This window comes from Klebsiella sp. HMSC25G12, from assembly GCF_001807705.1.
Lineage (GTDB): Bacteria > Pseudomonadota > Gammaproteobacteria > Enterobacterales > Enterobacteriaceae > Klebsiella > Klebsiella variicola.
Map to the genome: position 1 here is coordinate 21,944 of NZ_KV789915.1, position 22,681 is coordinate 44,624.

Annotated in this window: 20 protein-coding genes and 1 pseudogene; 11 read left to right on the plus strand and 10 right to left on the minus strand. The window is 60.7% G+C overall.

Features of this window, described 5'->3' with window-relative positions; genetic code table 11:
- Positions 1 to 38: 38 nt before the first annotated feature.
- Positions 39 to 281 (minus strand): hypothetical protein, encoded by a 243-nt coding sequence (locus HMPREF3096_RS29870; RefSeq protein WP_141749344.1) that lies wholly within the window; start codon positions 279 to 281, stop codon positions 39 to 41.
- A gap of 75 nt (positions 282 to 356) precedes the next feature.
- On the opposite strand from HMPREF3096_RS29870, the gene iolE reads away from it, so the two are divergent.
- The 3 genes from iolE to HMPREF3096_RS23610 are packed head-to-tail and all read left to right on the plus strand — an operon-like array spanning position 357 to position 3,487.
- Positions 357 to 1,277, plus strand: coding sequence for a myo-inosose-2 dehydratase (iolE, locus tag HMPREF3096_RS23600; RefSeq protein WP_070544655.1), 921 nt, complete (start codon positions 357 to 359; stop codon positions 1,275 to 1,277).
- The gene (locus HMPREF3096_RS23605; RefSeq protein WP_032729508.1) at positions 1,274 to 2,446 is read left to right on the plus strand and encodes a Gfo/Idh/MocA family protein; all 1,173 of its coding nucleotides are present in this window, start codon (positions 1,274 to 1,276) and stop codon (positions 2,444 to 2,446) included. The genes iolE and HMPREF3096_RS23605 overlap by 4 nt, the downstream gene beginning before the upstream one ends.
- 9 nt (positions 2,447 to 2,455) lie before the next feature.
- Entirely contained in the window at positions 2,456 to 3,487 is a 1,032-nt protein-coding gene (locus HMPREF3096_RS23610; protein ID WP_032729510.1) for a Gfo/Idh/MocA family protein, read from the plus strand.
- 243 nt (positions 3,488 to 3,730) lie between these two features.
- Here HMPREF3096_RS23610 and HMPREF3096_RS23615 read toward each other — a convergent pair whose 3' ends face one another.
- Positions 3,731 to 4,738: a Gfo/Idh/MocA family oxidoreductase gene (locus HMPREF3096_RS23615; protein ID WP_032729511.1), complete on the minus strand. Its 1,008-nt coding sequence runs from the start codon at positions 4,736 to 4,738 to the stop codon at positions 3,731 to 3,733.
- Positions 4,739 to 4,839: 101 nt separating this feature from the next.
- On the opposite strand from HMPREF3096_RS23615, the gene HMPREF3096_RS23620 reads away from it, so the two are divergent.
- From HMPREF3096_RS23620 to HMPREF3096_RS23640, 5 genes and pseudogenes are all read left to right on the plus strand, one after another.
- Positions 4,840 to 5,859: a LacI family DNA-binding transcriptional regulator gene (locus HMPREF3096_RS23620; RefSeq protein ID WP_032729512.1), complete on the plus strand. Its 1,020-nt coding sequence runs from the start codon at positions 4,840 to 4,842 to the stop codon at positions 5,857 to 5,859.
- A 430-nt stretch (positions 5,860 to 6,289) separates the two neighbouring features.
- Complete coding sequence (locus tag HMPREF3096_RS23625) at positions 6,290 to 7,213, plus strand: sugar ABC transporter substrate-binding protein (RefSeq protein WP_002892597.1); 924 nt, start codon at positions 6,290 to 6,292, stop codon at positions 7,211 to 7,213.
- A 32-nt stretch (positions 7,214 to 7,245) separates the two neighbouring features.
- A complete protein-coding gene (locus tag HMPREF3096_RS23630) occupies positions 7,246 to 8,730 on the plus strand; it encodes a sugar ABC transporter ATP-binding protein (RefSeq protein WP_004202401.1) in 1,485 nt (494 codons plus the stop codon).
- A gap of 19 nt (positions 8,731 to 8,749) precedes the next feature.
- A complete protein-coding gene (locus tag HMPREF3096_RS23635) occupies positions 8,750 to 9,772 on the plus strand; it encodes an ABC transporter permease (protein WP_004152946.1) in 1,023 nt (340 codons plus the stop codon).
- A gap of 185 nt (positions 9,773 to 9,957) precedes the next feature.
- Positions 9,958 to 10,567, plus strand: a pseudogene (locus HMPREF3096_RS23640) (hypothetical protein).
- A gap of 47 nt (positions 10,568 to 10,614) precedes the next feature.
- Here HMPREF3096_RS23640 and HMPREF3096_RS23645 read toward each other — a convergent pair.
- The 5 genes from HMPREF3096_RS23645 to HMPREF3096_RS23665 form a co-directional block, all read right to left on the minus strand.
- Complete coding sequence (locus HMPREF3096_RS23645) at positions 10,615 to 11,625, minus strand: LacI family DNA-binding transcriptional regulator (RefSeq protein WP_162494424.1); 1,011 nt, start codon at positions 11,623 to 11,625, stop codon at positions 10,615 to 10,617.
- Positions 11,626 to 11,648: 23 nt separating this feature from the next.
- Positions 11,649 to 13,049, minus strand: coding sequence for a sucrose-6-phosphate hydrolase (locus tag HMPREF3096_RS23650; protein WP_032729517.1), 1,401 nt, complete (start codon positions 13,047 to 13,049; stop codon positions 11,649 to 11,651).
- Entirely contained in the window at positions 13,049 to 14,419 is a 1,371-nt protein-coding gene (locus HMPREF3096_RS23655; protein ID WP_008805497.1) for a sucrose-specific PTS transporter subunit IIBC, read from the minus strand. Before HMPREF3096_RS23655 ends, HMPREF3096_RS23650 begins: the two co-directional genes overlap by 1 nt.
- 104 nt (positions 14,420 to 14,523) lie before the next feature.
- Positions 14,524 to 16,041 (minus strand): carbohydrate porin, encoded by a 1,518-nt coding sequence (locus tag HMPREF3096_RS23660; protein ID WP_008805498.1) that lies wholly within the window; start codon positions 16,039 to 16,041, stop codon positions 14,524 to 14,526.
- Positions 16,042 to 16,207: 166 nt separating this feature from the next.
- Positions 16,208 to 17,131, minus strand: coding sequence for an aminoimidazole riboside kinase (locus tag HMPREF3096_RS23665; RefSeq protein ID WP_008805499.1), 924 nt, complete (start codon positions 17,129 to 17,131; stop codon positions 16,208 to 16,210).
- Positions 17,132 to 17,369: 238 nt separating this feature from the next.
- Between HMPREF3096_RS23665 and HMPREF3096_RS23670 the strand changes: the two genes are divergently transcribed.
- From HMPREF3096_RS23670 to HMPREF3096_RS23680, 3 genes are all read left to right on the plus strand, one after another.
- Positions 17,370 to 18,011 carry a helix-turn-helix domain-containing protein gene (locus tag HMPREF3096_RS23670; RefSeq protein ID WP_072121882.1) on the plus strand — a complete coding sequence of 214 codons (642 nt, stop codon included), beginning with the start codon at positions 17,370 to 17,372 and terminating at the stop codon, positions 18,009 to 18,011.
- A 134-nt stretch (positions 18,012 to 18,145) separates the two neighbouring features.
- Positions 18,146 to 18,490, plus strand: coding sequence for a DUF3302 domain-containing protein (locus HMPREF3096_RS23675; RefSeq protein WP_008805501.1), 345 nt, complete (start codon positions 18,146 to 18,148; stop codon positions 18,488 to 18,490).
- Positions 18,490 to 19,632 (plus strand): HlyD family secretion protein, encoded by a 1,143-nt coding sequence (locus HMPREF3096_RS23680; protein ID WP_012542548.1) that lies wholly within the window; start codon positions 18,490 to 18,492, stop codon positions 19,630 to 19,632. The genes HMPREF3096_RS23675 and HMPREF3096_RS23680 overlap by 1 nt, the downstream gene beginning before the upstream one ends.
- Before the next feature lie 40 nt (positions 19,633 to 19,672).
- Here the strand turns inward: HMPREF3096_RS23680 and HMPREF3096_RS23685 are convergent, their stop codons facing one another.
- From HMPREF3096_RS23685 to HMPREF3096_RS23695, 3 genes are read right to left on the minus strand one after another with little or no spacing between them, the layout of a single operon-like run.
- Complete coding sequence (locus HMPREF3096_RS23685) at positions 19,673 to 20,470, minus strand: ABC transporter ATP-binding protein (RefSeq protein ID WP_008805503.1); 798 nt, start codon at positions 20,468 to 20,470, stop codon at positions 19,673 to 19,675.
- Complete coding sequence (locus HMPREF3096_RS23690) at positions 20,467 to 21,495, minus strand: FecCD family ABC transporter permease (RefSeq protein ID WP_162494475.1); 1,029 nt, start codon at positions 21,493 to 21,495, stop codon at positions 20,467 to 20,469. Before HMPREF3096_RS23690 ends, HMPREF3096_RS23685 begins: the two co-directional genes overlap by 4 nt.
- Before the next feature lie 60 nt (positions 21,496 to 21,555).
- Positions 21,556 to 22,674, minus strand: coding sequence for an ABC transporter substrate-binding protein (locus HMPREF3096_RS23695; RefSeq protein WP_022066433.1), 1,119 nt, complete (start codon positions 22,672 to 22,674; stop codon positions 21,556 to 21,558).
- Between the last annotated feature and the right edge of the window lie 7 nt (positions 22,675 to 22,681).

Consider the following 22,681-nt stretch of genomic DNA (forward strand, 5'->3'; position numbering starts at 1 on the left):
GTTAAGTAATTGATGTTTTAAAAGTGACTATTTGTCACTTACGCAAATAACAGCAGGCCCGGCCTGGGCGCGCGGCTAAAGCCCGCGCCGGTGCGGTGTTGAGTTTTTTTCATATTGCTATCATCATATTTCGAATGAAAGGGATAACCTCTGAAGCGGGTTATTAAGCCAGTAATTTTTAGCCGCAAAATAAGCCGGCGGCAAGCATTATTTCCATTTATTTTTTCATGGTTACCTGAAATAGCGGATATATCGCCAGCGCAATGATGGATTTCCATCATTTCTCCGTTTTCATCGTCGGTCGTCGCCTGCTTATAGTGACGCCAGACAAGACCACAGGGTGAAAAGGAGACAAGATGGCGACAGAGCATCTGCAGTGGGGCGTGAGCCCCCTGTGCTGGACCAACGATGTGCTGGAGGATTTAGGCGGCGATATCCCCCTGGATACCTGCCTGCGCGAGGCGCGGGAGGCGGGCTATCAGGGCATTGAGTTAGGACGGAAATTTCCCCGCCAGGCAGAGACGCTGGGCCCGCTGCTGGCGGCGGCTGACCTGCGCCTGGCGTCCGGCTGGTACAGCAGCTTGCTGGCCGAGCGCAGCGTGGAAGCGGAGCTGGAGGCGGTGCGGGAGCACGCGCAGCTCCTCCGGCAGCTCGGCGCGAGGGTGATGGTTTACGGCGAGTGCGGGCAACTGCCGGGTGAAACCCCGCTTGATGAGCCTATTTCACTCTCGCCGCCGTTAAGCCGTGTCAGCCTGGCGGCGTATTGCCACAAGCTAAATACCTTTGCCGACCTGCTGCTGCGCGACTATGGCCTCCAGCTGGCCTATCACCATCATCTGATGATGCTGGTGGAGCACGATGACGAGCTGGAGCGGTTTCTGTCCCATACCCATGACAACGTCGGGCTGGCGTTTGATACCGGACACGCCTTTGTCGCCGGGGTCGAGATCCCGCGCGTGCTGCAAAAATATGGCCACCGTATCCGCCATCTGCATCTGAAAGACGTGCGTCCGCAGGTGCTGGGGCGTCTGTATCGTGAAAACCTGAGCTTTAACGAGGCGGTGCGCGCCGGGCTGTTTACTATCCCGGGCGACGGCTGCATCGACTATGCGCCGATCCTCGACTTCGTCCGGGACAGCGACTACCGCGGCTGGCTGATTATCGAAGCCGAGCAGGACCCGGCGATGGCGCCGCCGTTGGCCACCGCCCGCCGCGCCTTTGCCTGGCTGGCGCACCATTTTTCTTCCCCTTCACCGTCAGAGGAGCATGCATCATGAGCGCGCGGTTAAATATCGGTCTTATCGGCTCGGGTTTTATGGGTCAGGCACATGCTGACGCGTACCGTCGCGCGGCCATGTTCTATCCCGATCTGCCGAAGCGCCCGCATCTCTATGCGCTGGCGGATCAGGATCAGGCGCTGGCTGAACGCCATGCGGCGAAACTGGGGGCGGAAAAGGCCTACGGCGACTGGCGCGAGCTGGTAAACGATCCGCAGGTTGATGTGGTGGATATCACCTCGCCGAACCATCTGCACTACACAATGGCGATGGCGGCGATCGCGGCGGGTAAACATGTCTATTGCGAGAAGCCGCTGGCGGTCAACGAGCAGCAGGCGCAGGAGATGGCGCAGGCGGCACGGCGCGCGGGGGTGAAGACCATGGTGGCCTTTAACAACATCAAAACGCCGGCGGCACTGCTGGCAAAGCAGATTATCGCCCGGGGCGATATTGGCGAACCGGTGCGCTTTCGCGGCACCTTTGATCAGGGGTTTTATAACGACCCTAACCTGCCCTGGTCCTGGCGCTGCTCGAAAACCCTCGGCGGCAGCGGGGCGCTTGGCGACCTTGGCGCCCATACCCTGTCGGTCGCCCAGTTTTTGCTGGGCGGGATCCGCGAAGTGACCGCCAGCGCGCAAACCTGCCTGCGCCAGCGTCCGGTGCCGCAGAGCGATGCCGGGTATGCCAGCCGGGTCGCGGCCGATGCCGAGTGGCGGGAAGTAGAAAATGACGATCAGGTTCAGTGCCTGGTCAATTTCGACAGCGGCGCGGCGGGAGTGATTGAGGCCTCGCGCATCGCCGCCGGGCGGATCTTCGGCGTGTTCTGGGAGGTCTCCGGCACCGAAGGCACGCTGTATATGGACGGGGAGCGCTTTAACGAACTGCAGGTGTATCGCTTCAACGATGATAAACACGACCGCGGCTTTAAGACGCTGTATGCCGGGAGCCAGATCCCGGCCTATGCCGGCTTCTTCGGCTTCGATTTTGGCGGCGGTGGGCTGGGCTATTTTGACGTCAAGGTGATCGAAGTGCATGACCTGGTGCAGGGAATTTGCGGGGAGGACGACTGCTATCCCAACTTTGAATTTGGTTTGCAGAATCAGCGCGTGCTGTCGGCGATTGAAGCCTCGATGGCCAGCCGTCGCTGGGTGAACGTGGTTAAAGACTAAGGAGCCGCTATGTTTCCCTCACACTTACCGATCCCGCGCCGCCCGGCGGCGCAGAGCATTCCCTCCCTGCGCTGGGGCATTATCGGTCCTGGCTGGATCGCCGAGCGCTTTGTTCATGCATTGAAAACCTACAGCCGGCAGCAGGTGGTGGCGGTGGCCTCCCGCAGCCAGGCGAAGGCCGAGCGGGTGGCCGCGGAATGGGGGATCCCCCAGGCTTACGGCCAGGTGGAGGAGATGCTGGCGCGCCCGGATATTGATGCGGTGTACATTGCGACGCCGCACAACCATCACTTTCCCGACGGCATGCAGGCGCTGAAGGCGGGTAAACACGTGCTGATTGAGAAGCCCTTCGCGCTCAACCTCGGCGAAGGGCGTGAGCTGCAGGCCGAAGCCGCCCGCCAGGGGAAGCTGGCGCTGGAGGCAATGTGGTGCGATTACGCGCCGAAATATGATGTGATCCGCCAGCTGCTGGAGGATGGGGCGCTCGGCGACCTGCATACCCTGCTGGCCGATCACGGCGAGTATTTCACCCCCGACCACCGCATCTTCAATGCCGACCTTGCCGGCGGGCCGATGATGGACCTCGGCAGCTATTTGACCTCGTTTGCGCTGATGGTGGGCGGCATGCCGCAGGAGATTGTCGCCCGCGGCAGCGCCACGGCGGAGGGGCTTAACGGTCAGACGTCGATGCTGTTTAGCTGGCAGAACGGGATGCAGGGGTTGTTAAACACGACGTTGTTCAGCAACACGCCGGGCGGGGCGGTGGTGGCCGGACGCCAGGCGACCCTGACGATCGACGGTCAGTTTTATGCCCCCGGCGGCTTCACGCTCGCCGCCAGCCAGGGCGGGCAGGCGCTGCGCTGGGAAGAGCCGCGCAATCGCTACGACCAGCTGTTCTGGCAGGCGGAGCATTTTGCCTGGTGCATCGGGCAGGGGTTGCAGGACTCGCCGCTGCGGTCGCTCAGTCGGGTGCTGCAGAATCTGCAGGTGATGGATGAAGTGCGGCGCCAGGTGGGCGCGGTGTTTAACGAAGAACGCTAAGGAGCCGGCCGGGCTTTGGTTTGCAGATAGCGCGAGCGTGTCTGCCATTGCCCGGCACCAGGACGCGTACGATGCCGGATGTCTGTTGCCCGGCGGCTCTGCGCTTGCACGGGCCTACGATTTTACTTCAACCGTTTGATATTAAAGCATATTAATGCCAGTGTTATGTAGGCCGGGCAAGGCATCGCCGCCGCCCGGCATAAAGGCTGGTACAGCGCCTGATGGCGGTTGCCACGCAACCACTCAGCGACAGTCGTCGACGGCGACAAACTGGCCATGCTGCAGGGACTGAACCGCCGCTTCGGCAATGGCCTGCGCCTGCAGGCCGTCCAGCAGGCCGGGCAGATCGGCCACGGTTTCACCATTCAGGGCGCGAATAAAGGCGTCAAGATGCTGGTAATAAGATCCCTGTACCCGGCTGAACCAGTCCGGCCACAGGCCCGGCTCAATGCGCTGATTGCCGCGCCACAGGGTAGGGCCCGCCGGCGACTGGCTACCGGACTCCAGCGCGCCTTCGGCGCCCAGCAGCGTGATCCGTTCATCATACCCGTGGCCGGTGCGGCGGGTGTTGTCCAGCTGCGCCAGCGCGCCGCCGCGCATCTGCATCATCAGGATGGAGGTGTCGACATCGCCAAATTCGGCAATGTCCGGCAGGGCCAGCGCCGCGCCCATCGCCGCCACGGTACGCACTTCATCGCCAGTGAGAAAGCGCAGGAGATCGAAGAAGTGGATCGCCTGATCGCGCATCTGGCCGCCGGAGCTGCGCAGATAGTCGAGCGGCGGCATGGTGGAGGCGCGGCAGACCATCTGCACCAGCTCGACCCGGCCGATCAGCCCTTGCTCCAGCTGGCGGCGGAGCTGCTGATGGCTGCTGTCGAAGCGCCGGTTAAAGCCGACAGTCACCGGCACGTTCAGGGGGAGCACCCGCTCCACCACCTCACGGGCGCGCGCCAGGGAGAGGTCGATCGGTTTTTCGCAATAGACCGCCTTGCCCGCCCGGGCGGCGGCTTCCAGCAGTTCGGCATGCGACGGGGTTGAACTGGCGATCAGCACCGCGTCGATGGCGTCGCTATGGATCGCCTCGCTCACTGTCACCGCCCGGGCGCCATAGCGGGCGGCCAGCGCCTGGGCGCGCTCCGGGGCGGCATCGGCCACCATCGTCAGCGCACTTCCTTCATGACGGGCAAGACTGGTGGCATGAACCTGACCGATAAAACCACTGCCTACCAGGGCAAAACGTTTGCAGATCATTTTTTTCTCCAGAATGGCGAGGGGACGTTGCCACCATAATCGGTTTGCTAAACTCACTGACACTGCCGTTTTGATGGATTTCCATCATGAAGAGAGGGGCGATGAAAAACATTTCACTGGCGATGCTGGCCAGACAGATTGGCGTCGGCGTGGCCACCGTTGACCGGGTGCTGAACGAACGCGGCGGCGTATCGCCGCAGACCACCCGCAAAGTGCTGCAGGCGGCGCGCGAGGCGGGGCTGAAGCGGATCCTGCCGGAGGAGCACCGCTTTCCCTGGCAGGTTGAGGTCTTTCTCAGCAGCAATGACTCGTTCTTCTTTCCCCAGCTGGCGCAGGATTTTGCCGCCGTGGCGGATAGCCTCGGCTATCGCCGTCTGACCCTGCACCGCACCTTTGTCCCGGAGTCGCAGCCGACGACCCTGGCCCGGCGCATTGTGCGCAGCTGCCAGCAGCGTCAGGGGATCATCGTCTTCGGCAATGACCATCCCGCAGTGCACGACGCGCTGCGCCGCTGCCGGGAGGCGGGCGTCCCGGCGATCACCCTGGCGACGGACCTGCCCGGCGCCGACCGACTCTGCCACGTGGGGATCAATCAGCTGCAGGCTGGCCGCACGGCGGGGTTAATGCTGGGGAGGATGACGCCGCGGCCCGGCGAGGTGCTGATGGTCAGCGGCCGGCAAGATTACAACGCGCATCGCCTGCGCATTCAGGGGTTTCGCGAGGTGCTGAGCCAGCGCTTTCCCCACCTGCAGCTCAGCGACGTGCTGGCGGGTGAGGAGCGGCGGGAGCAGATCACCCGCCTGCTGGAACAAGCCCTGTGCCGCAGCCGGAATATTGTTGGGATCTATAACACCGGGCTTGGCAATACCCAGATTGCCGAGGCGCTGGCCCGCCACCGCCGCGAAGGCGACGTCTGCTGGATCACCCATGAGCGTTACAACACCACCCGGCAGCAGCTGGCGAAGGGGAGTCTGGCGTTAACGCTCGATCAGAACACCCGCCAACACGCCCAGCTGGCGATCGACCTGATGCTGCGCCATCTGGAGTCCGGCTACCAGCCGCAAACCTATGCCGACGGTAAAGTCGACTTTATCCTCTACAGCGCCGAAAACGTCGACTGAGTCGGTCGGCGTATCCCCTCCTGACCGCATGACTATCCCTGGCGGGTAAATACCCGCCTGACGGGGAAGCGATCGCGTCAAAGCGTTGTCTGCCTCTCATTTTTCGCTCATTTATGCGGCAATGTTAGATGTCTGTCAAAATTCTGTTACTGCATAGTTTTAAAATTTTCATTTCAGTTATTTACTTATAAAAGTTTCAAATGTCTTGTTAATGAAATAAATGGTCTGAAATCCAGGTTGCGGCGTAAATGGACTAACGTTTCAAAAAAGTGATGAAAAAACAGCCGTAATTTGTGATTTAGATCACGATGGAGTGCGAGAGGTGCCGCAGCGTCGTCGATATCACAGCAGACATTTGCCGCAACGTAACTGAAATTAATTTTTCATTTTGTTTCATTCACCGGCGTACCTACAAAATCAAGGATCAACTATGAATATTAAGAAAACGATTGTTGCCTCTTTGTTAGCCTGCATGCTGCCTGCGGTGGTTATGGCAAAAGACGTCTCTATTGGCGTCTCCATGGCGCTGTTTGACGATAACTTCCTGACGATCCTGCGGACCTCGATGCAAAAAGAGATGAAAAAAGACGGCGTTAAATCGCAGATCGAGGACGCAAAAGGGGATGTCTCCCAGCAGCTGCAGCAGGTGCAAAACTTTATCGGCCAGGGGGTGGACGCCATTATCGTCAACCCGGTGGATACCAATGCGGTGAAACCGATTATGGATCAGGCCACCAAAGCCGGGATCCCGCTGGTGTTTGTGAACCGCCGTCCGCAGGCGGAACTGACCGATAAGATGGCCTATGTGGGGTCGGATTCCATTCTCGCCGGCCGTCTGCAGATGGAAGCGCTGGCGAAAGCGATGAACGGCAAGGGCAATGTGGCGATCCTGCTCGGCGACCTGGCGAATGAGTCCACCCGCGATCGTACCAAAGGGGTGGAAGAGGTGGTGGCGAAATACCCGAACATCAAAATCGTCCAGAAGCAGACCGCGAAATTTACCCGCAATGACGCCGTGGACGTGGTCAGCAACTGGATGACCAGCGGTGAGGATATCCAGGCCATCGCCTCCAACAACGATGAAATGGCGATCGGCGCCCTGCAGGCTCTGGGCAAAAACCCGAACCATATTCTCATCGCTGGCGTGGATGGCACCCCGGATGCCCTGCAGATGCTGAAGAGCGGCAAGATGATCGCCACCATCTTCCAGGATGCGAAAGGCCAGGGTGAAGGCGCAGTCGACGCGGCCATCAAGCTGGCGAATGGCGAGAAAGTGGAAAAAATCATCGACGTGCCGTATCAGCTGATCACCAAAGAGAACATGGCTGAATTTACTAACCGTAATCAGAAATAGTCCTGGCCAACCCGTAGTACGGAGGTGGATGTATGAACGCTTTTGCACTTGAAGCCGAAGGTATCAGTAAGTTCTTCCCCGGCGTGAAGGCGCTCGATAATGTCTCATTGCGCGTGCGTCCGGGAACGGTGCATGCCCTGATGGGTGAGAACGGCGCCGGTAAATCCACGCTGATGAAGTGCCTGATCGGTATCTATCGCCCCGATAAAGGGTCGATTCGCGTGAAAGGGGAGCCGGTGGAGTTTACCGACACCATGGATGCGCTGCGCTCGGGGATCTCGATGATCCACCAGGAGCTCAATCTGGTGCCGCATATGACGGTGGCGGAGAATATCTGGCTGGGGCGCGAGCCGATGAAGTACGGCTTTGTCGACCACGGCCAGCTGACCCGCCAGACCCAGGCGCTGCTGGACAAGCTTAATATCCGCTTAACCGCCGACCGGCTGGTGGGCGACCTGAGCATCGCCGCCCAGCAGATGGTGGAGATTGCCAAAGCAGTCTCGTGGAACGCGGATATCGTGATCATGGATGAGCCCACCTCGGCGCTGACCGAAGGCGAGGTGGCTCACCTGTTCACCATCATCCGCGACCTGCGCGCCCAGGGTAAAGCGATCATCTATATCAGTCACAAAATGGATGAGATCTTTGCCATTACCGATGAGATCAGCGTGTTTCGCGACGGCACCTGGGTGGGGAGCAAAAACACCACCGAATTTACCCGGCAGTCGCTGATCACCCAGATGGTGGGCCGCGAATTAACTCAGCTGTTTCCGAAATTTAATAACACCATCGGCGAAGAGGTGCTGACGGTGCGCAACCTGACGCGCCAGGGCGTGTTCCATGACGTCAGCTTTACTGTACGCCGCGGTGAAATCCTTGGCGTGGCCGGGCTGGTGGGCGCCGGGCGCAGCGAGGTGATGGAAAGCCTGTTCGGTATGGAGCGCTTCGACAGCGGCGAAGTGCTGATCGACGGGGCGCCGGTGACCATTGATTCCCCCTCCGTGGCGATTGAAAAGGGGATGGCGTTATTAACCGAAGACCGCAAAAAGTCGGGCCTGTTTCTGGTGCTGTCGGTGCTGGAAAATATGAGTATCGTCAAAATGCCGGAATATATCGGCAAGAGCGGTTTTGTCCAGCACGTGAAAATGGCCGAAGACTGCATGGAGCAAATTCGCCGGCTCAATATTAAAACGCCGACGATGGATCAAATTATTAATAACCTCAGCGGGGGGAATCAGCAAAAAGTCCTGATTGCGCGCTGGCTGTTAGCGCAACCGAAAATCTTAATTCTCGATGAGCCGACCCGCGGTATCGACGTCGGGGCGAAGGCGGAGATTTATCATCTGATCAGTGAACTGGCGAATCGGGGGGTGGCGGTCATTATGGTCTCCTCTGAGCTGCCGGAAATCCTTGGCATGAGTGATCGGGTTATGGTGATGCATGAAGGCCGTATCACCGGCATCCTGGAAAAAGACGAAGCCGACCAGGAAACCATTTTGTCGTTGGCATCCCATTGAGGCACAGAGAATGAGTAATATGAAATTAACGGCGGCTCCGGCCAGCGAGGGTTCCTCCTTCTTCGCTAATTTGCGGCATAAAATGCCGAAAGATACCGGCATCTTTGTGGTGATGCTGGTGATTGCCCTGACTTTTGAAATTGCCGGCTGGTATGTTCGCGACCAGTCGTTCCTGCTCAATACCAACCGCCTGGTGCTGATTGTGCTGCAGGTGGCGATCATCGGCATCATCGCCGTCGGCGTCACCCAGGTGATCATCACCACCGGGATTGACCTCTCCTCCGGCTCGGTTATCGCCCTTGCGGCGGTGGTGGCAGCGAGCCTGGCGCAAACTTCCGACAGCCTGTCGCCGATGTTCCCGGCGCTGGTCAACCTGCCGGCGGTGATCCCCATTTGCGCGGGGATCGGCGTCGGCCTGCTGTGCGGCCTGACCAACGGTTTTCTGGTGACGCGGACCGGTATTCCGCCGTTTATTGCCACCCTCGGGATGATGGTTTCGGCGCGCGGTCTGGCGCAGTATTACACCCAGGGCAACCCGATCAGCTTCCTCTCCGACAGCTTTACGGCGATAGGTCAGGGGGCGATGCCGGTGATTATCTTCTTCGTGATCGCCGCCGTGTTTCACATTGCGCTGAAGCATACCCGTTATGGCAAATATGTGTATGCCATCGGCGGCAACATGACCTCGGCCAAAGTGTCCGGCATCAACGTGAATAAGTACCTGGTGATTGTCTACACCATCGCCGGGGCGCTCTCCGGGCTGGCGGGGGTGGTGCTGGCGGCGCGCGTCAGCAGCGGCCAGTCGAGCATGGGGATGTCCTACGAGCTGGACGCGATTGCCGCCGCGGTGATCGGCGGCAGCAGCTTAATGGGCGGGGTGGGGCGCATTACCGGCACCCTGATTGGCGCGATGATCCTTGGTCTGATCAAAAGCGGTTTTACCTTTGTCGGCGTCGATGCCTACGTGCAGGATATTATTAAGGGCATCATTATTGTCGCCGCGGTGACCATCGACATGCGTCGCAACCGGAAAAAACACTAATCTTATCAACGGGCGGCAGCGGCGAAGGATGTCATTGCCGCCCGTCCTGTCCAGAAATAAACAAAATACGCCCCGCCAGGCGCGGCCTGTCTGTTTTGCCCACGCGGCTCATCCTGTACAGTTTTGCCACTTCCGTTGTCTATTCGTCAGGGGGCCCACGCGTGGCCTCCGGTTTCTGGAGTCGTATGAATACACCATCCGTCGTCAAATCCTCGCCGCTCTGGCGACCGGCAAGCAGGGGCATTATCGTCACGCTGATCGCCGGACTGGCGATCCTGGCGCTCGGTCGGGGCGTGAATTTGCCGGCCAGAGAGGTTTACCGTGAGATGCAGACCCGCCAGCTGGAGGAGGATGCGCAGTGGGTGGCGCAACGCCTTGAGCGGCGAATGAACACGCCGGCGCCGCAGCGGGAAGCCGCCTGGCCGTTGGCGGCGATGCGCGCCGAACTCCATACCCTCGCCCGGCAGCGGCATTATCAACTGCTGCTGGTGAATGGCGACGGGCATCTGCTGACGGCGTCGCATGCGCTGCCGGCCAGCGTACTGGCCCAGGTGCAGGCGCAGTTCCCCAGGGAGATGCAGCCGCCGCTGTTCGGCAGCCACTACCAGACTATCCAGCCTTTCGCCCCGCACCAGCGGATGTTAACCCGCGCGCTGAACGGCGAGGCGGGGCTAACGGGCTGGAATCTGGTGGTGCTGGCGCCGGACGGCGGATTGCCCTCGTTACTGATGGCTTACCGCTGGCCGGTGACGATCGGCCTGGGCATGCTGTTTGCCGGTGCGCTGCTGGCGGTGAGGCAGGCAGCGCGCGCCCGGCGAAAACGCTAATTGCCGACGGCGCCGTCAGGGATGGCGAAACTGCAGGGTGGCGGGGAGGTAGCGCTGGAGCGGCTCCGGCGCCTGGCCGTCGATCAGCTGGCTGAGCAGATCGTAGCAGTGCCAGGCCAGCTGGCGATTATCCTGCTGCACGGTATCAATGCGCAGGGAAAGCGAATCATACAGGTAGTGATCGTCGAAGCTGGCGAGATGAATATTGGAGTCCAGCAGATGATGCTGGCTCATGTAGCGCAGGACCCCTTCGAGCAGTCCGCAGGCCGCGGTAAATAAGGCCTTCGGCGGACGTCCCAGCCGCGCGCAGAGCGCCGCGAACATCTCATACCCGGAGCTGGGGTGGTAGTTACCGTTGATCACCCACTCAGGGCGCAGCGTGACCCCCGCCTGAGCCAGGCCTTGCGTGAATCCCGCCAGCCGGTCGCGCGACGGCGACAGCCGCGGCTGGCCGCCGAGAAACCAGAACTCGTCCGCATGCTGAGGCGCAATGCGGGAGATCAGCTCGGCGGTTGGCGTCACCGAGTCGGTCATCACCAGCGGCAGGGCGCTGTCGCTGGGGGAGCGGTCAAACAGCACCACCGGCAGCTGTTCGCTGAGCTTCAGGTAGTCGGCATCGCTGTGCATGCACGAGGCGACGATCAGCCCGTCGACCTGGCGGGCAATCATATTATTGACCACCACGCTCTCCTGGCCGGGGTTTTCGTCGGTGCAGGAGATAAGCAGCTGCACGCCAGCTTCCCGGCAGAGCGTCTCAAGCTCATGGGAGAAAACGGCAAACCCGTAGTTGGTGATCTCCGGTACCACCAGGCCAATGGTATGGCTGCGGTTATCGCGCAGCGAGCGCGCATGAATGCTGGGCTGATAGTGCTGCTCGCGGGCGATCGCCAGCACGCGCTCGCGCGTCTCCTGCGCCACGCGCAGCTCTTTGCCACGGCCGTTGAGCACCAGACTGGCGGTCGCTTTGGAGACGCCCGCCAGTTCGGCGATATCTTTGATAGTTACGCGTTTGGTTTTCATCACCACTCAGGAGCCTGAAAGCAAAACGCTTATACTACCATGCATGGCCGCAGCAGCCAGCGGCAGAATGCCACCGGCGTCGCACCGCTGAAGATTAACTGCCCCGGATAGCCCGGGAAGAAGCGGCTGCTCATCACCCCTTCGCCATCGTTGATGAAAATTTCCACGCTGGAGCGGTCGATAAAGATCCGCAGGCACCGCGCTTCGCCGCGCCAGTAGCGGTGATGCATCTCGGCGGTCTGCAGCCCGCGGCGCGACAGACGCAGGCCGTCGCGGTTGGCGGTGAGCTGCAGGGCGCCGGCAAAGTCCAGCCCCAGCGTACTGTTGGGGGCGATGTCAAAGGCCAGCTCCATCGGGGCGAGGGGCAGGGTCTGCCCGCGCCAGCCCTGGGCTTCCTCGCGCAGAGCAGCCAGCTCGCGCAGCGGGCGCTGATACAGGGTGCCCGCCTGCCACTCCAGCTCGCGCACGCAGGTCATCTGGTGGATCCATCCCTGTGCGCGGGTGGGTTGATGCATCTCTTCCCCGTCCGGGACGCCCATCCAGCCGACCAGCAGACGGCGGCCATCCTCGGCCAGCATGGTCTGCGGCGCGTAGAACTCAAACCCGCTGTCCAGCTCGTGCAGCGGGCCGTGGTCGAAGGTGCCGCGCTCGGCGTCGAAGCGGCCTGCCATCCACACCGCAGGATAGGTATTGAGAAAGCGCTGCGCTTCACGGGCCAGCCCCTGCGGGCAGCAGATCAGCAGGTGGGTATCCGCCAGCGGAAAGAGATCCGGGCACTCCCACATATAGCCGCCGTTCGCCAGACCGTTAACGCCATGTCCGGCGATCTCGCCCACCAGGCGCCACTCCCGCAGATCGCTGGCGGTGAACAGCAGCACTTTACCGTGCTGTTGCAAATCCTGCGCGCCGAGGACCATGTACCAGCGCCCGTCCTGCTGCCACACCTTGGGGTCGCGTACATGGCCGGTGTAACCGTCAGGGAGCGGCAGCACCGGCCCCAGCTTGCGGAAGGTGCCATCGGCATTCTCTGTCGCCAGGCACTGCCAGGCGGTGCGCCCGCCGTCGGGGAATTTCACGTTGCCGGTGTAGCACAGGGTCAGGGCGCCCTCGAACTCGACCGCGCTGCCGGAGTAGCAGCCGTTGCGGTCATACTCTTCGTCCGGCATCAGGGCGATAGGTTCATGCCGCCAGTGCAGCAGATCGGCTGAACTCCAGTGTCCCCAGCACTTATAGGTATGGTCACAGGCGAGCGGGTTCCACTGATAAAACAGGTGGTAACGCCCGGCGACCTGGCAAAAGCCGTTGGGATCGTTCAGCAGTCCGCTGACCGGCGCCAGATGCCATTGCGGATAATGGCTGTCGGCCAGCGCCTGCGGCTGGCCCTGCATAACGGCCTGCAGGATCGCAGGCAGGCGTGACGGTAATGACATTATTCAGCGTCCGTTTTGTATTTCAGCGTCAGAGAGAGCATGAAGGCCACGGCGAAGGCGATCGCCATTCCGATAATGTAGTTCAGCAGCGAGCTGGCCTGCACGATGGCCATCCCCGGGATCGCCGTCAGGCCCACCGCGGTCATATAGACGTGCATTGACACCACCCAGGCGCCGCCGGCGGCACCACCGACCAGCGCGGCGATGAACGGCTTCACAAAGCGCAGGTTAATCCCGAAGATTGCCGCTTCCGTGATCCCCAGCATCGCCGAAAACGCCGACGGCAGGGTGATGGCTTTGATTTTGGCATCTTTGGTTTTAAACCATACCGCAAAGCAGGCGCCGCCCTGAGCGACGTTGGCCATTGCCCAGATCGGCAGCAGGAAGTTGACGCCAATCGACGGGTTGCCCAGCAGACCCGCCTCGATGGCATGGAAGCTGTGATGGATACCGGTAATGACGATCACCGAGTAGAGGCCGCCGAACAGCAGGCCCGCCAGCCAGCCAGCGTGGCTGATAAGCGTGCTGAGAATAAACGAAATACCGTCGCCGAGCGCGCGACCGGCCGGGCCGATCAGCAGCAGGGCGATAAAGCCGGAGATAATCACCGTCAGGAACGGGGTGAGGATCAGGTCCAGCGCGTCAGGGATAACGCGGCGCAGCCGTTTCTCGACCATGCTCATAAACCACACCGCCAGCAGCACCGGGAAGACGGTGCCCTGGTAGCCGATCATCGCCACTTCGATGCCGAAGAAATTCATGGTGTGGAAGCCGGCGGCGACGCCCCAGGCGTTGGTCAGCGCCGGGTGGGTGAGGATCCCGCCAAGGGTCGCGCCCAGATAAGGGTTACCGCCAAATTCGCGGGCGGCGGTAAAGCCGATCAGGATCGGCAGAATGATAAACGCTGCCGAGCTGCACATATCCAGCATGATATAGATAGCGTTGCTCGGGTCGACCCAACCGTAGGTTTTCACCATCCCCAGCAGGCCCATCAGCAGGCCGGAGGCGACGATGGCGGGAATGATCGGTACGAAAATGTTGGACAGCAGGCGGGCGATGCGCTGGAACGGGTTCAGCTTTTTCGCGGCCAGGTCGGCGGCTTCGGATTTGCTTGATTCGCTGATGCCTGCGGCCTGGATAAAGGCGGCATAGACTTTATTGACCACCCCGGTGCCGAAGATGATCTGCATCTGTCCGGCATTGCGAAAGCAGCCTTTCACCCCGTCGATTTTGCCAATGGCCTGTTGGTCGGCGAGCGCGTCGTCGACCAGCACCAGCCGCAGGCGGGTGGCGCAGTGCGCGGCGCTGGCGATATTTTCCTTGCCGCCCAACAGGGGAAGCAGTGAGCGGGAAATCTGATCAAAATCCATAGTACCCTCTAAATGCATGATGATATGGCGTGGGCGGTGCCGGCCGTGGCAGGCACCGCGAACCTTATATTTATGTGTTACTTACCCTGTCGTCCGGGTTACCGTCAGAACCAGGTCTCCATTTGCATACCGAACGACCATTCGCCGCCCGATTTGAACCCGTTGCTGCCTAATGCATCATCGTTGGCGTAGTTATCCAGTTTTTTGCTCCAGTCCATCCACGATGTATAGAAGCGGATCTCCGGACGCGAGAAGAAGTCGCCGATGCTGCCCACCTTGAAGGTTGGGGCGAAGGTCAGCTTGTAGAAGCTGCCGTTCACCGCGTGGCGATCGTTGTAGCCTTCAGGCTGCAGATCCATGTACTGATAGCTGCCCTCCCAGGCGAGGGCGAAGTTCTGCGTCACTTCCTGAATCAGACGCAGGTTGAGAGTGGCCCACTGATAGCTGTCGCCATCGACATAACGATCTTTACTGCTCTGCGCCAGCACGGCCGGGGCAATAAACCAGCGATCGCTCAGCGGCGTCGTGCCGTAGCTGGCGAAGCGCCAGGTATTGGCCCCCGGGCGCAGCGCACCGTCGGAGCCGATGCCTTTAACCTCGGCGCCCAGCCCGTGGCCGTACAGCAGGGCCGTTTTGCTGGTCCCGTCGCGCAGGCCATAGAAGCTCTCATTGTGCAGGCCCAGCAGAGCATGGACCCCGGTGTTAGCGGCATCGCCTTTCACCAGATTGCCGTTCGTGTCCTGGCGTTCGTCATTATCTTTCGCCCGCATCCCGCTGACCATCATCTGCACCGGGCCGGCAAAGTTATTCATGCTGACGATATAGTTCTGCACGCTGTTACTGCTGTCAGCGATATCGCCAAAGTTGCGGCCGTATAACGAGAAGTTGCTGCGCAGGCTGTCGTTCCATTTCACGTCGTAGATCCCGCCGCCGGTCCCGGCGAGGAAAACCACATCCGAGTCAATCCAGTGGATGTCGAAGTTGTCACGGTCAAAGCGTTTCCCGGCCCACAGGGTCGAGCCTTTGAACGGGCCTTCGAAGGTGGGCAGGTTGCCCAGCTCGACAAACGCCTGGCGCACGTTCAGGTCGCTGCTGCTTGCCGTCCAGTCGTTATAGGTGGTTTGCCCGTCGGCCACCATCACTTTGAAACGGGTGGTCGCCCCGTTGTCCAGCGTCTGTTTATGTTCGAGGTTCATTTCCACATAGGTGTCGGCCTGGTTGCCCAGACGACCAATGGCGCCACCGGTCTCCCCGGCGGGGGTCATATAAGCGCCGGATTTGGTGCTGGCGGCCGAGTCGTTCATGATCACGCCGGAACGGGCATAGCCGTGGAACTCAAAGCCGCCAGGCCGTTCGGCTTTTTCTTCCAGCTGAGTGGTGCGCTTGGCCACCTGCTGGGTGGTGACCTGGGTTTGCTGCTGCTGCTGGGTTAACTGCTGAACTTTCTGCTCCGCCGAGGCGGCACGGCTTTCGGCAGTGCTGGCGCGGGTTTCGGCGTCCTGCAGGCGTTTTTCCAGGGCGGCGAGACGCGCTTCAATGCTGTTCAGGTCTGTCTGCCCATGGGCGGCGGCGGTGCCGGTTAGCAAAGCAATAAGAATGGCTAACTTCCGTTTTTTATACATGCTGTTGACATCCAAAGGTGAAAATCAGTGAGTGTGCTAACTTTTGCTAAACCGGTTTAGTTAATATGGTAAACATGTCAGTAACGCGGTGAAAATAAAAATTGCTAAACCGGTTTAAGAATTGTGATGTCGCCAGCAAAGTGGGCCGTTAGCCGGCCCAACGGGATCACAGTGAGCGCTGAAGATCGTCCCTGTAGGGCAGGGCGGTCATGGCGCCTTTGGCGGTGGTGGCCAGCGCGCCGCAGGTTTGCGCCAGCGTAAGGTCGGGAGCCAGCGCGGCGAGGTTGTCAGGGATACCGTGAGCGGCGAGGCCGGCGAGCAGCCCGGCGACAAAGGCATCGCCGGCGCCGGTGGTATCAACGGCCACCACCGGGCGAGCGGGGAAGTGGCTAACCTGCCCGCGCAGGGCGGCCTGGACCCCCGCTTTGCCCTGGGTCACCAGCAGCAGCGTCGGCTGGAAGCGGGCGTTCAGCCGGGCGATGCCGCTGACGATGTCGTCGCTGCCGCTGACAAAGGCCAGCTCCTCTTCCGAGAGTTTTATGGCGTCGGCGAGGGCCAGCGCCCGGTCGAGACAGTCACGCAGGTCCTGCGGATCCTGCCACAGGTCGCTGCGGATATTGGGGTCGAAGCTGACATAGCCCCCGGCGCGTTTTATCGCCTCCATTGCCGCGAATGCCGTGCTGCGGCTCGGCTCGGCGCTGAGAGCGATGGAGCAGACGTGCAGCCACTGGCCGGCGGCAAACGGCGGGAGATCCTCGGGCTGAAGGAACAGGTCGGCGCTCGGACGGACCATAAAGGTAAAGGTGCGCTCCCCGTGCTGATCGAGATCGACCACCACCGTGGAGGTGCGCTGCGCCGCATCGAGGCGCATGTAATTCACATCGACCTGCTCCTGCGCCAGGGTGTGACGCATAAAGCGGCCGAAGGGATCGTCGCCGACGCGGCCAATAAACCCGCTGTCGCCGCCGAGCCGCGCCACGCCGACCGCGACGTTGGCCGGTGCGCCGCCGGGGCATTGCAGCAGGCGGCCCTCGCCATCGGGCAGGAGATCAACGACCGCATCGCCGAGTACCCAGATTTTTCCATTCATTCGACAAATTCCTCTTAGCTAAACTATGTTAAACCGGTTTAGCTAATTAAAGCATAGCCCACCGGTAAGCGGAACGATCGGGTCACGAAACAGGGAGGCGAGGGTAAAAAATGTGAGCCAGGCGAAATATTTCGCCACTCCAGATCTGGACTTTTCCTTCCCCACCCGCTTAGGTATAGTTCAACAGGTCGCGGTTAGCCCCGCCGCGGTGGCCAAAGGTAAAGGAGTGCGCAGCGCGATGAACCCCAGTTTTGGCGATATTTACGATCGGTACCAGAATCTGACGCTGACCACGCATCTGCCGGCGGTGATCGCCTGCAGTGAAACGCTGAGTTTGGGCAAAGACCAGGGCTTTATTCCGCAGCCGGGCTATCTCTACTTTCTGCTGCAGGGGCAAATGACGTTGGCCTTTGGCGATGAGCAGAACCTGGTCGGGATTGTTATCGCGCATATGCCGTTAGGATTACTGGAACATTATTGTCCGTCGGTCGCGCTCTATTATCGGTGTCTGGGCGAGTGCCAGCTGGCGAAAATAACCGCCAGCGATTTTGAGCGAATATTCTTTCATTCGTCGCCGGGCTATATGCAAGAGCTGACCACGATCCTGGCCTATATGGGCATATTTGCCCTTGATGCCCACTATGAACGTGGCAGCCAGACCAGTTTTCAGACCATTAAATCGATGCTGTCGCGCTATCTATATCGCAGCGAAATCGATGGTGGTCAGCATGAGAGCCTGTCGGCATTTATTATTAAACGAACCAATCTCTCGCGCAGCTATGTGTACCAGGTGCTGGCCGCGCTGCGCGAGGGGGGATATATCACGGTGAAAAAAGGCAAGCTGATCTCCATCGACCGTCATATTCCTGAGAAATTCTGAACCCGATTCGGCAGATTCACGCCATCACGTTGCTATCACCGCCAGGGAAAGCGCTAAGCGCGCTTTTTCCCCGGCCCTGTTACGTCTGAATCTGGCTGTTTTATTAAGTTAACCTTTCACTCTGGAGTTATTTTATGACCCTGGATTATGTTGCGCTGGCCATTCTGATCGCCGTGGCCTTAATACTGTTTTATGGCGTGATTGTTATTCACGATATTCCTTATGAAATTGCCAAAGAGCGGCGCCATCCTCATCAGGATGCGATTCATTATGCCGGCTGGGTCAGCTTATTTACCTTGCACGCCCTGTGGCCTTTGTTATGGATCTGGGCAACGCTGTGGCGCGAAGATCGCGGGTGGGGAATGCGCCACATTGCCGACGATCAGCAGGCGCTGCATCAGCGTCTGGAAACGGTGGTCCAGCAACTGGAACAGGTCCAGCGCGAGGTGGCTGCGCTGAAAGCGGAGGAGGCAAACTAATGGAAACGTTAATGTTACTGACCTACGCCGCGCTGTGCATTGTGGTGTTTAAGGTCTTCCGCATCCCGCTCAATAAGTGGACCGTACCGACGGCGGTGCTCGGCGGTATCGCCCTGATTGGCGCGGTGATCTTCGGGATGAACTACAACTTCCCGTATACCGACGTTGGTAACCAGGTGTTTCGCACCGTGCCGATTGTGTCGCAGGTGCGCGGCCGGGTGCAGAGCGTACCGGTGAAGCCTAACCAGATGCTGCATAAGGGCGATGTGCTGTTTACCCTCGACCCGACGCCGTTCCAGGCAAAAGTAGACGATCTGCAGGCGCAGATAAAAGCGGCCAGTCAGGATGCGCTCTCCTTAAACGCGGCGTTAAGCCAGGCGCAGGCCGAGCTGAGCAGAGCGGTGGCCCAGCGCGACCAGTCGCGGCGGGAATATGCCCGCTATCGGGAGGGCCATGCCCAGGGCGCCTTCTCCGATCAAATGGTTGATACCCGTCTGCAGACGTGGAAGGCCGATGAAGCCAGCGTCAGCGCGGCTCAGGCAAAGGTGGTGCAGGCGCGCAACGCGCTGGACTCGGTGGTGAAGGGCAAAAATACCACCGTGGCCTCCCTGCTGGCGCAGCTGCAAAAGGCGCAGTTTCAGCTGGAGAACACCGTCGTCCGTGCCCCGGAGGATGGCTATGTCAGTACCGTCGGCTTACGGCCGGGCACCATGTCCACTGCCCTGGGGATGATCCCGCTGATGACCTTTGTGCCGGTGGAGGGCGCCGCCTCGCGGGAGTACGTCGCGGCATTTCGCCAGAACGCCCTGCAGCGTCTGCACAAAGGCGAGCCCGCGGAGCTGATGTTTCCGGCCATCCCGGGCACCGTCTTTCGCGGAGAAGTGGCCGACGTGCTGCCGGCGATTGGCGAGAGTCAGTTTCAGGGGCAGGGCAAATTGCTGACCACAGACGCGCTCAATACCCATGGCCGGGCGCTGGTGGTGCTGAAGGTGACCGATCCGCGATTTGCCGAATACGCTCTGCCGCAGGGGGCCACCCTTGAGGCGGCGGTCTACTCGGATCACCTGAAAGAGCTGTCGCTGATCAGGAAGATCCTGATCCGCATGAAAAGCTGGGAAAACTACCTCTATCTCGATCACTAAGCCGGCGGGCGCAGGGCGGACGTGCCGCCCCGCGCCGCAGTCAGGCCTCGCTGTCCACCAGGCCGTCAATAATGACCTGCCGCACCCCCTGCGAACAGGGTTCAATACGCCCGCGCACCCCATAGACGGCCGCCAGGGTCTCGGGGGTGATGACCGCGGCCGGGGTGCCGTCGCCGAGCAACTGGCCCGCCTTGAGCATCAGCACGTGGTCGGCATGACGCAGGGCAATATTGATATCGTGCACCACCACCAGGGTTACGATGTTGCGCCGTCGGGTCTCCCGGCGTACCAGATCCATCACGTGAAACTGGTAGTTGAGGTCAAGGGCGCTGAGCGGTTCGTCGAGCAGCAGCAGGCGCGGCTGGCGGATCAGCGACTGAGCGAGACCCACCAGCTGCTTTTGCCCGCCGGAGAGCTGATCGAGGTAGCTCATCGCCAGATGGGCAATCCCCAGCTGCCGCAGCAGCGCCATCACCTCCTCCTGGTGCTGCGGACTGTGGCGTCCTCCGGCGGCGCGCTGGGCAACGATAATCGACTCCAGCACATGCAGATGCACGCCGGCGGGCAGCGTCTGCGGAAGATAGACCACCTGCTCTGCGCGACGTGAGAACGGCTGCGTCAGCAGATTTTCCCCCTCCAGCAGCAGCTCGCCGCGGCAGGGTCCCAGACCCGCCATCGCCCGCATTAACGTTGATTTACCGCTGCCGTTTGGCCCCAGCAGCGCGGTGATTTTCCCTCGCGGCAGATGGGGAACCGTCAGGTTCTCGATCACCTTGCGTCTGGGGTAGCCGGCGCTGAAGTAAGACAGCGACAGCCCGGATAACGTCTGGTCGCTCATGCCTGCCCCCGATGACGTAAAATAATGCTCAAAAAGAACGGGACCCCGACCAGGGAAGTGACGATCCCCACCGGAATAATGGCCCCCGGGATCAGGTTCTTCGAGGCGATGGAGGCCAGGGAGAGCACCAGAGCGCCGATCAGCGCGCTGGCGGGCAGATAAAAGCGATGGTCTTCGCCGAAGAGCATCCGCGCAATATGCGGCGCCACCAGGCCGATAAAGCCGATTGGCCCGACAAAGGCCACCGAAAGCGCAGACAGTATGCTGATCCGCAGCAGCGTGGTCAGGCGCAGGCGGCGAACGTTAATGCCAAAGCTGATGGCCCGGTCCTCGCCCAGCCGCAGGGCGGTCAGCTTCCACGCGCTGCGCAGCGACAGGGGCATCACCAGCGCCAGGGCGACCAGCAGGATGGCGACTTTGCTCCAGGAGGCGCGGTCGATGCTGCCCATGGTCCAGAACACCAGCCCCTGCAGCGTGTCTTCGTTGGCGATGAACTGCAGCATCGAGACCAGGGCGTTAAAGGTAAAGACCAGCGCGATGCCGAACAGGATGACCCCGGAGGTGGCCACCTGGGTCCAGCGGGTGATGCCGTCCAGCAGCAGGGCCGCCAGCAGGGCGAAGATAAAGGCGTTGGCCGAGATAAACCACTGGCCGGGAATACCGGGCAGGCCAATACCCAGCACAATCGCCAGCGCGGCGCCAAACGCCGCAGCCGAGGAGACGCCAAGGGTAAACGGACTGGCCAGCGGGTTATTGAGGATGGTCTGCATTTCGGCGCCGGCCAGTCCCAGCGCCAGGCCGACGATAATCGCCATCACCGCATAGGGCAGACGGATATCCCAGACGATGGCGCGCGTGCCCGGATCGGCGCTGGCCGGATCGGTTAACGTCTGCCACAGGCTCTGCAGCGGCAGACCGGAGGGGCCGAGCATAAAATCGAGCAGCAGCGACGCGACAATCAACAGCGCCAGCAGGAGCATCAGCAGCAGACGGCGACGCACGATACGGCGATAGTCATCTATCACGCCAGAGGTCCCGGCGGGCAGCCCGTCGAGCACGGAGTCGGAGGTTAAACGCATGCCGGATTACTCGCTCTGCTGCCAGGAGAAGACGAACGGCTGGTCCGGCAGGTCGGTGAAATGGCGCACGATATAATGGTAAGTCTCATCCGGGTTGAGATCGCCGAAGGCCTGCGGGTAGATATCTTTCGCCAGGTATTCCATGCCGACAATATTCCACGGGTGGTTATAGAAGTGGTGATAGACGCCATAGGCCCGCTTTGCCTGTACCGCCGGGATCTGGCTGACCCCAGGTCGCGCCAGCAGGATCTGCGCCTGGGCCTTCACCGCCTCCGGCTTAACCTCATAACCCAGGGGCAGCACCTGGCTGTTGCCGCGCTTCGAGCCGGTCATGATCCAGGCGTCGGGCTTCATGCTGATGATTTTCTCCAGCGAGACGAACCCGGAGGCGCCCGGCAGCAGCTGCGAACCGATATTGTTCGCCCCGACCGCCTCCACCAGCCCGCCCCAGCCGCTGTGGCCGTGGGTAAAGCAGCAGGCGTCGCTGTTGCCGGCCAGCGCTTCCACGAAGACGTTGGCCTTCGGCGTGATGGCCGCGGTTTTCTGGCGAATCGTCTGCAGCTGCTGACGATAGTAATCGGTAAAGGCTTTGGCCTGGCTCTCGCGGTTAAGGACTTTGCCCAGCAGGTCGATGCTGGGGGCGGTATCTTTCGCCGGGTCTATCTCATAGTCGACAAACAGCACCGGAACGTGCAGGGCGCTGAGCTTGTCGATGACGCCGCTCTCCATCAGCGCTGGCCTGGCGCGCAGCTGGGCGATCATCAGATCCGGCTGACGGGCGATGACGCTTTCAAGATCGACGTTCCCTTTGTCGCTGAAGCCCATGTCAAGGATCGTGGCCGACTGCGGCCACGTCGTTTTCAGCATCTGCCAGGTGGCAACATCCTGCTTTTTCGCCAGATTATTCCATGCCACCAGCCGTTTAAACGGATTGTCCCGGTCCAGCAGGGCGAGGGTCATAATGTCGCGGCCATCCTGCAAAATAATACGCTGCGGCTCTTTGGCCAGGGTGACCTGCCGGCCGTCGAGGTCAGTGACCGTCAGGGGATATTGGGTTGCATAGCTGAAGAGGGGCGTCGCGATCAGCGCAGTAAGTAACAGCGATCTTACTGATTTTCTTGCCATAAAAGGA

What these genes read in the sequence shown, in the direction of transcription:
- HMPREF3096_RS29870 (WP_141749344.1), bottom strand. Translation starts at nt 281, where the DNA reads ATGATGGAAATCCATCATTGCGCTGGCGATATATCCGCTATTTCAGGT.
- iolE (WP_070544655.1), top strand. Translation starts at nt 357, where the DNA reads ATGGCGACAGAGCATCTGCAGTGGGGCGTGAGCCCCCTGTGCTGGACC.
- HMPREF3096_RS23605 (WP_032729508.1), top strand. Translation starts at nt 1,274, where the DNA reads ATGAGCGCGCGGTTAAATATCGGTCTTATCGGCTCGGGTTTTATGGGT.
- HMPREF3096_RS23610 (WP_032729510.1), top strand. Translation starts at nt 2,456, where the DNA reads ATGTTTCCCTCACACTTACCGATCCCGCGCCGCCCGGCGGCGCAGAGC.
- HMPREF3096_RS23615 (WP_032729511.1), bottom strand. Translation starts at nt 4,738, where the DNA reads ATGATCTGCAAACGTTTTGCCCTGGTAGGCAGTGGTTTTATCGGTCAG.
- HMPREF3096_RS23620 (WP_032729512.1), top strand. Translation starts at nt 4,840, where the DNA reads ATGAAAAACATTTCACTGGCGATGCTGGCCAGACAGATTGGCGTCGGC.
- HMPREF3096_RS23625 (WP_002892597.1), top strand. Translation starts at nt 6,290, where the DNA reads ATGAATATTAAGAAAACGATTGTTGCCTCTTTGTTAGCCTGCATGCTG.
- HMPREF3096_RS23630 (WP_004202401.1), top strand. Translation starts at nt 7,246, where the DNA reads ATGAACGCTTTTGCACTTGAAGCCGAAGGTATCAGTAAGTTCTTCCCC.
- HMPREF3096_RS23635 (WP_004152946.1), top strand. Translation starts at nt 8,750, where the DNA reads ATGAAATTAACGGCGGCTCCGGCCAGCGAGGGTTCCTCCTTCTTCGCT.
- HMPREF3096_RS23650 (WP_032729517.1), bottom strand. Translation starts at nt 13,049, where the DNA reads ATGTCATTACCGTCACGCCTGCCTGCGATCCTGCAGGCCGTTATGCAG.
- HMPREF3096_RS23655 (WP_008805497.1), bottom strand. Translation starts at nt 14,419, where the DNA reads ATGGATTTTGATCAGATTTCCCGCTCACTGCTTCCCCTGTTGGGCGGC.
- HMPREF3096_RS23660 (WP_008805498.1), bottom strand. Translation starts at nt 16,041, where the DNA reads ATGTATAAAAAACGGAAGTTAGCCATTCTTATTGCTTTGCTAACCGGC.
- HMPREF3096_RS23665 (WP_008805499.1), bottom strand. Translation starts at nt 17,131, where the DNA reads ATGAATGGAAAAATCTGGGTACTCGGCGATGCGGTCGTTGATCTCCTG.
- HMPREF3096_RS23670 (WP_072121882.1), top strand. Translation starts at nt 17,370, where the DNA reads ATGAACCCCAGTTTTGGCGATATTTACGATCGGTACCAGAATCTGACG.
- HMPREF3096_RS23675 (WP_008805501.1), top strand. Translation starts at nt 18,146, where the DNA reads ATGACCCTGGATTATGTTGCGCTGGCCATTCTGATCGCCGTGGCCTTA.
- HMPREF3096_RS23680 (WP_012542548.1), top strand. Translation starts at nt 18,490, where the DNA reads ATGGAAACGTTAATGTTACTGACCTACGCCGCGCTGTGCATTGTGGTG.
- HMPREF3096_RS23685 (WP_008805503.1), bottom strand. Translation starts at nt 20,470, where the DNA reads ATGAGCGACCAGACGTTATCCGGGCTGTCGCTGTCTTACTTCAGCGCC.
- HMPREF3096_RS23695 (WP_022066433.1), bottom strand. Translation starts at nt 22,674, where the DNA reads ATGGCAAGAAAATCAGTAAGATCGCTGTTACTTACTGCGCTGATCGCG.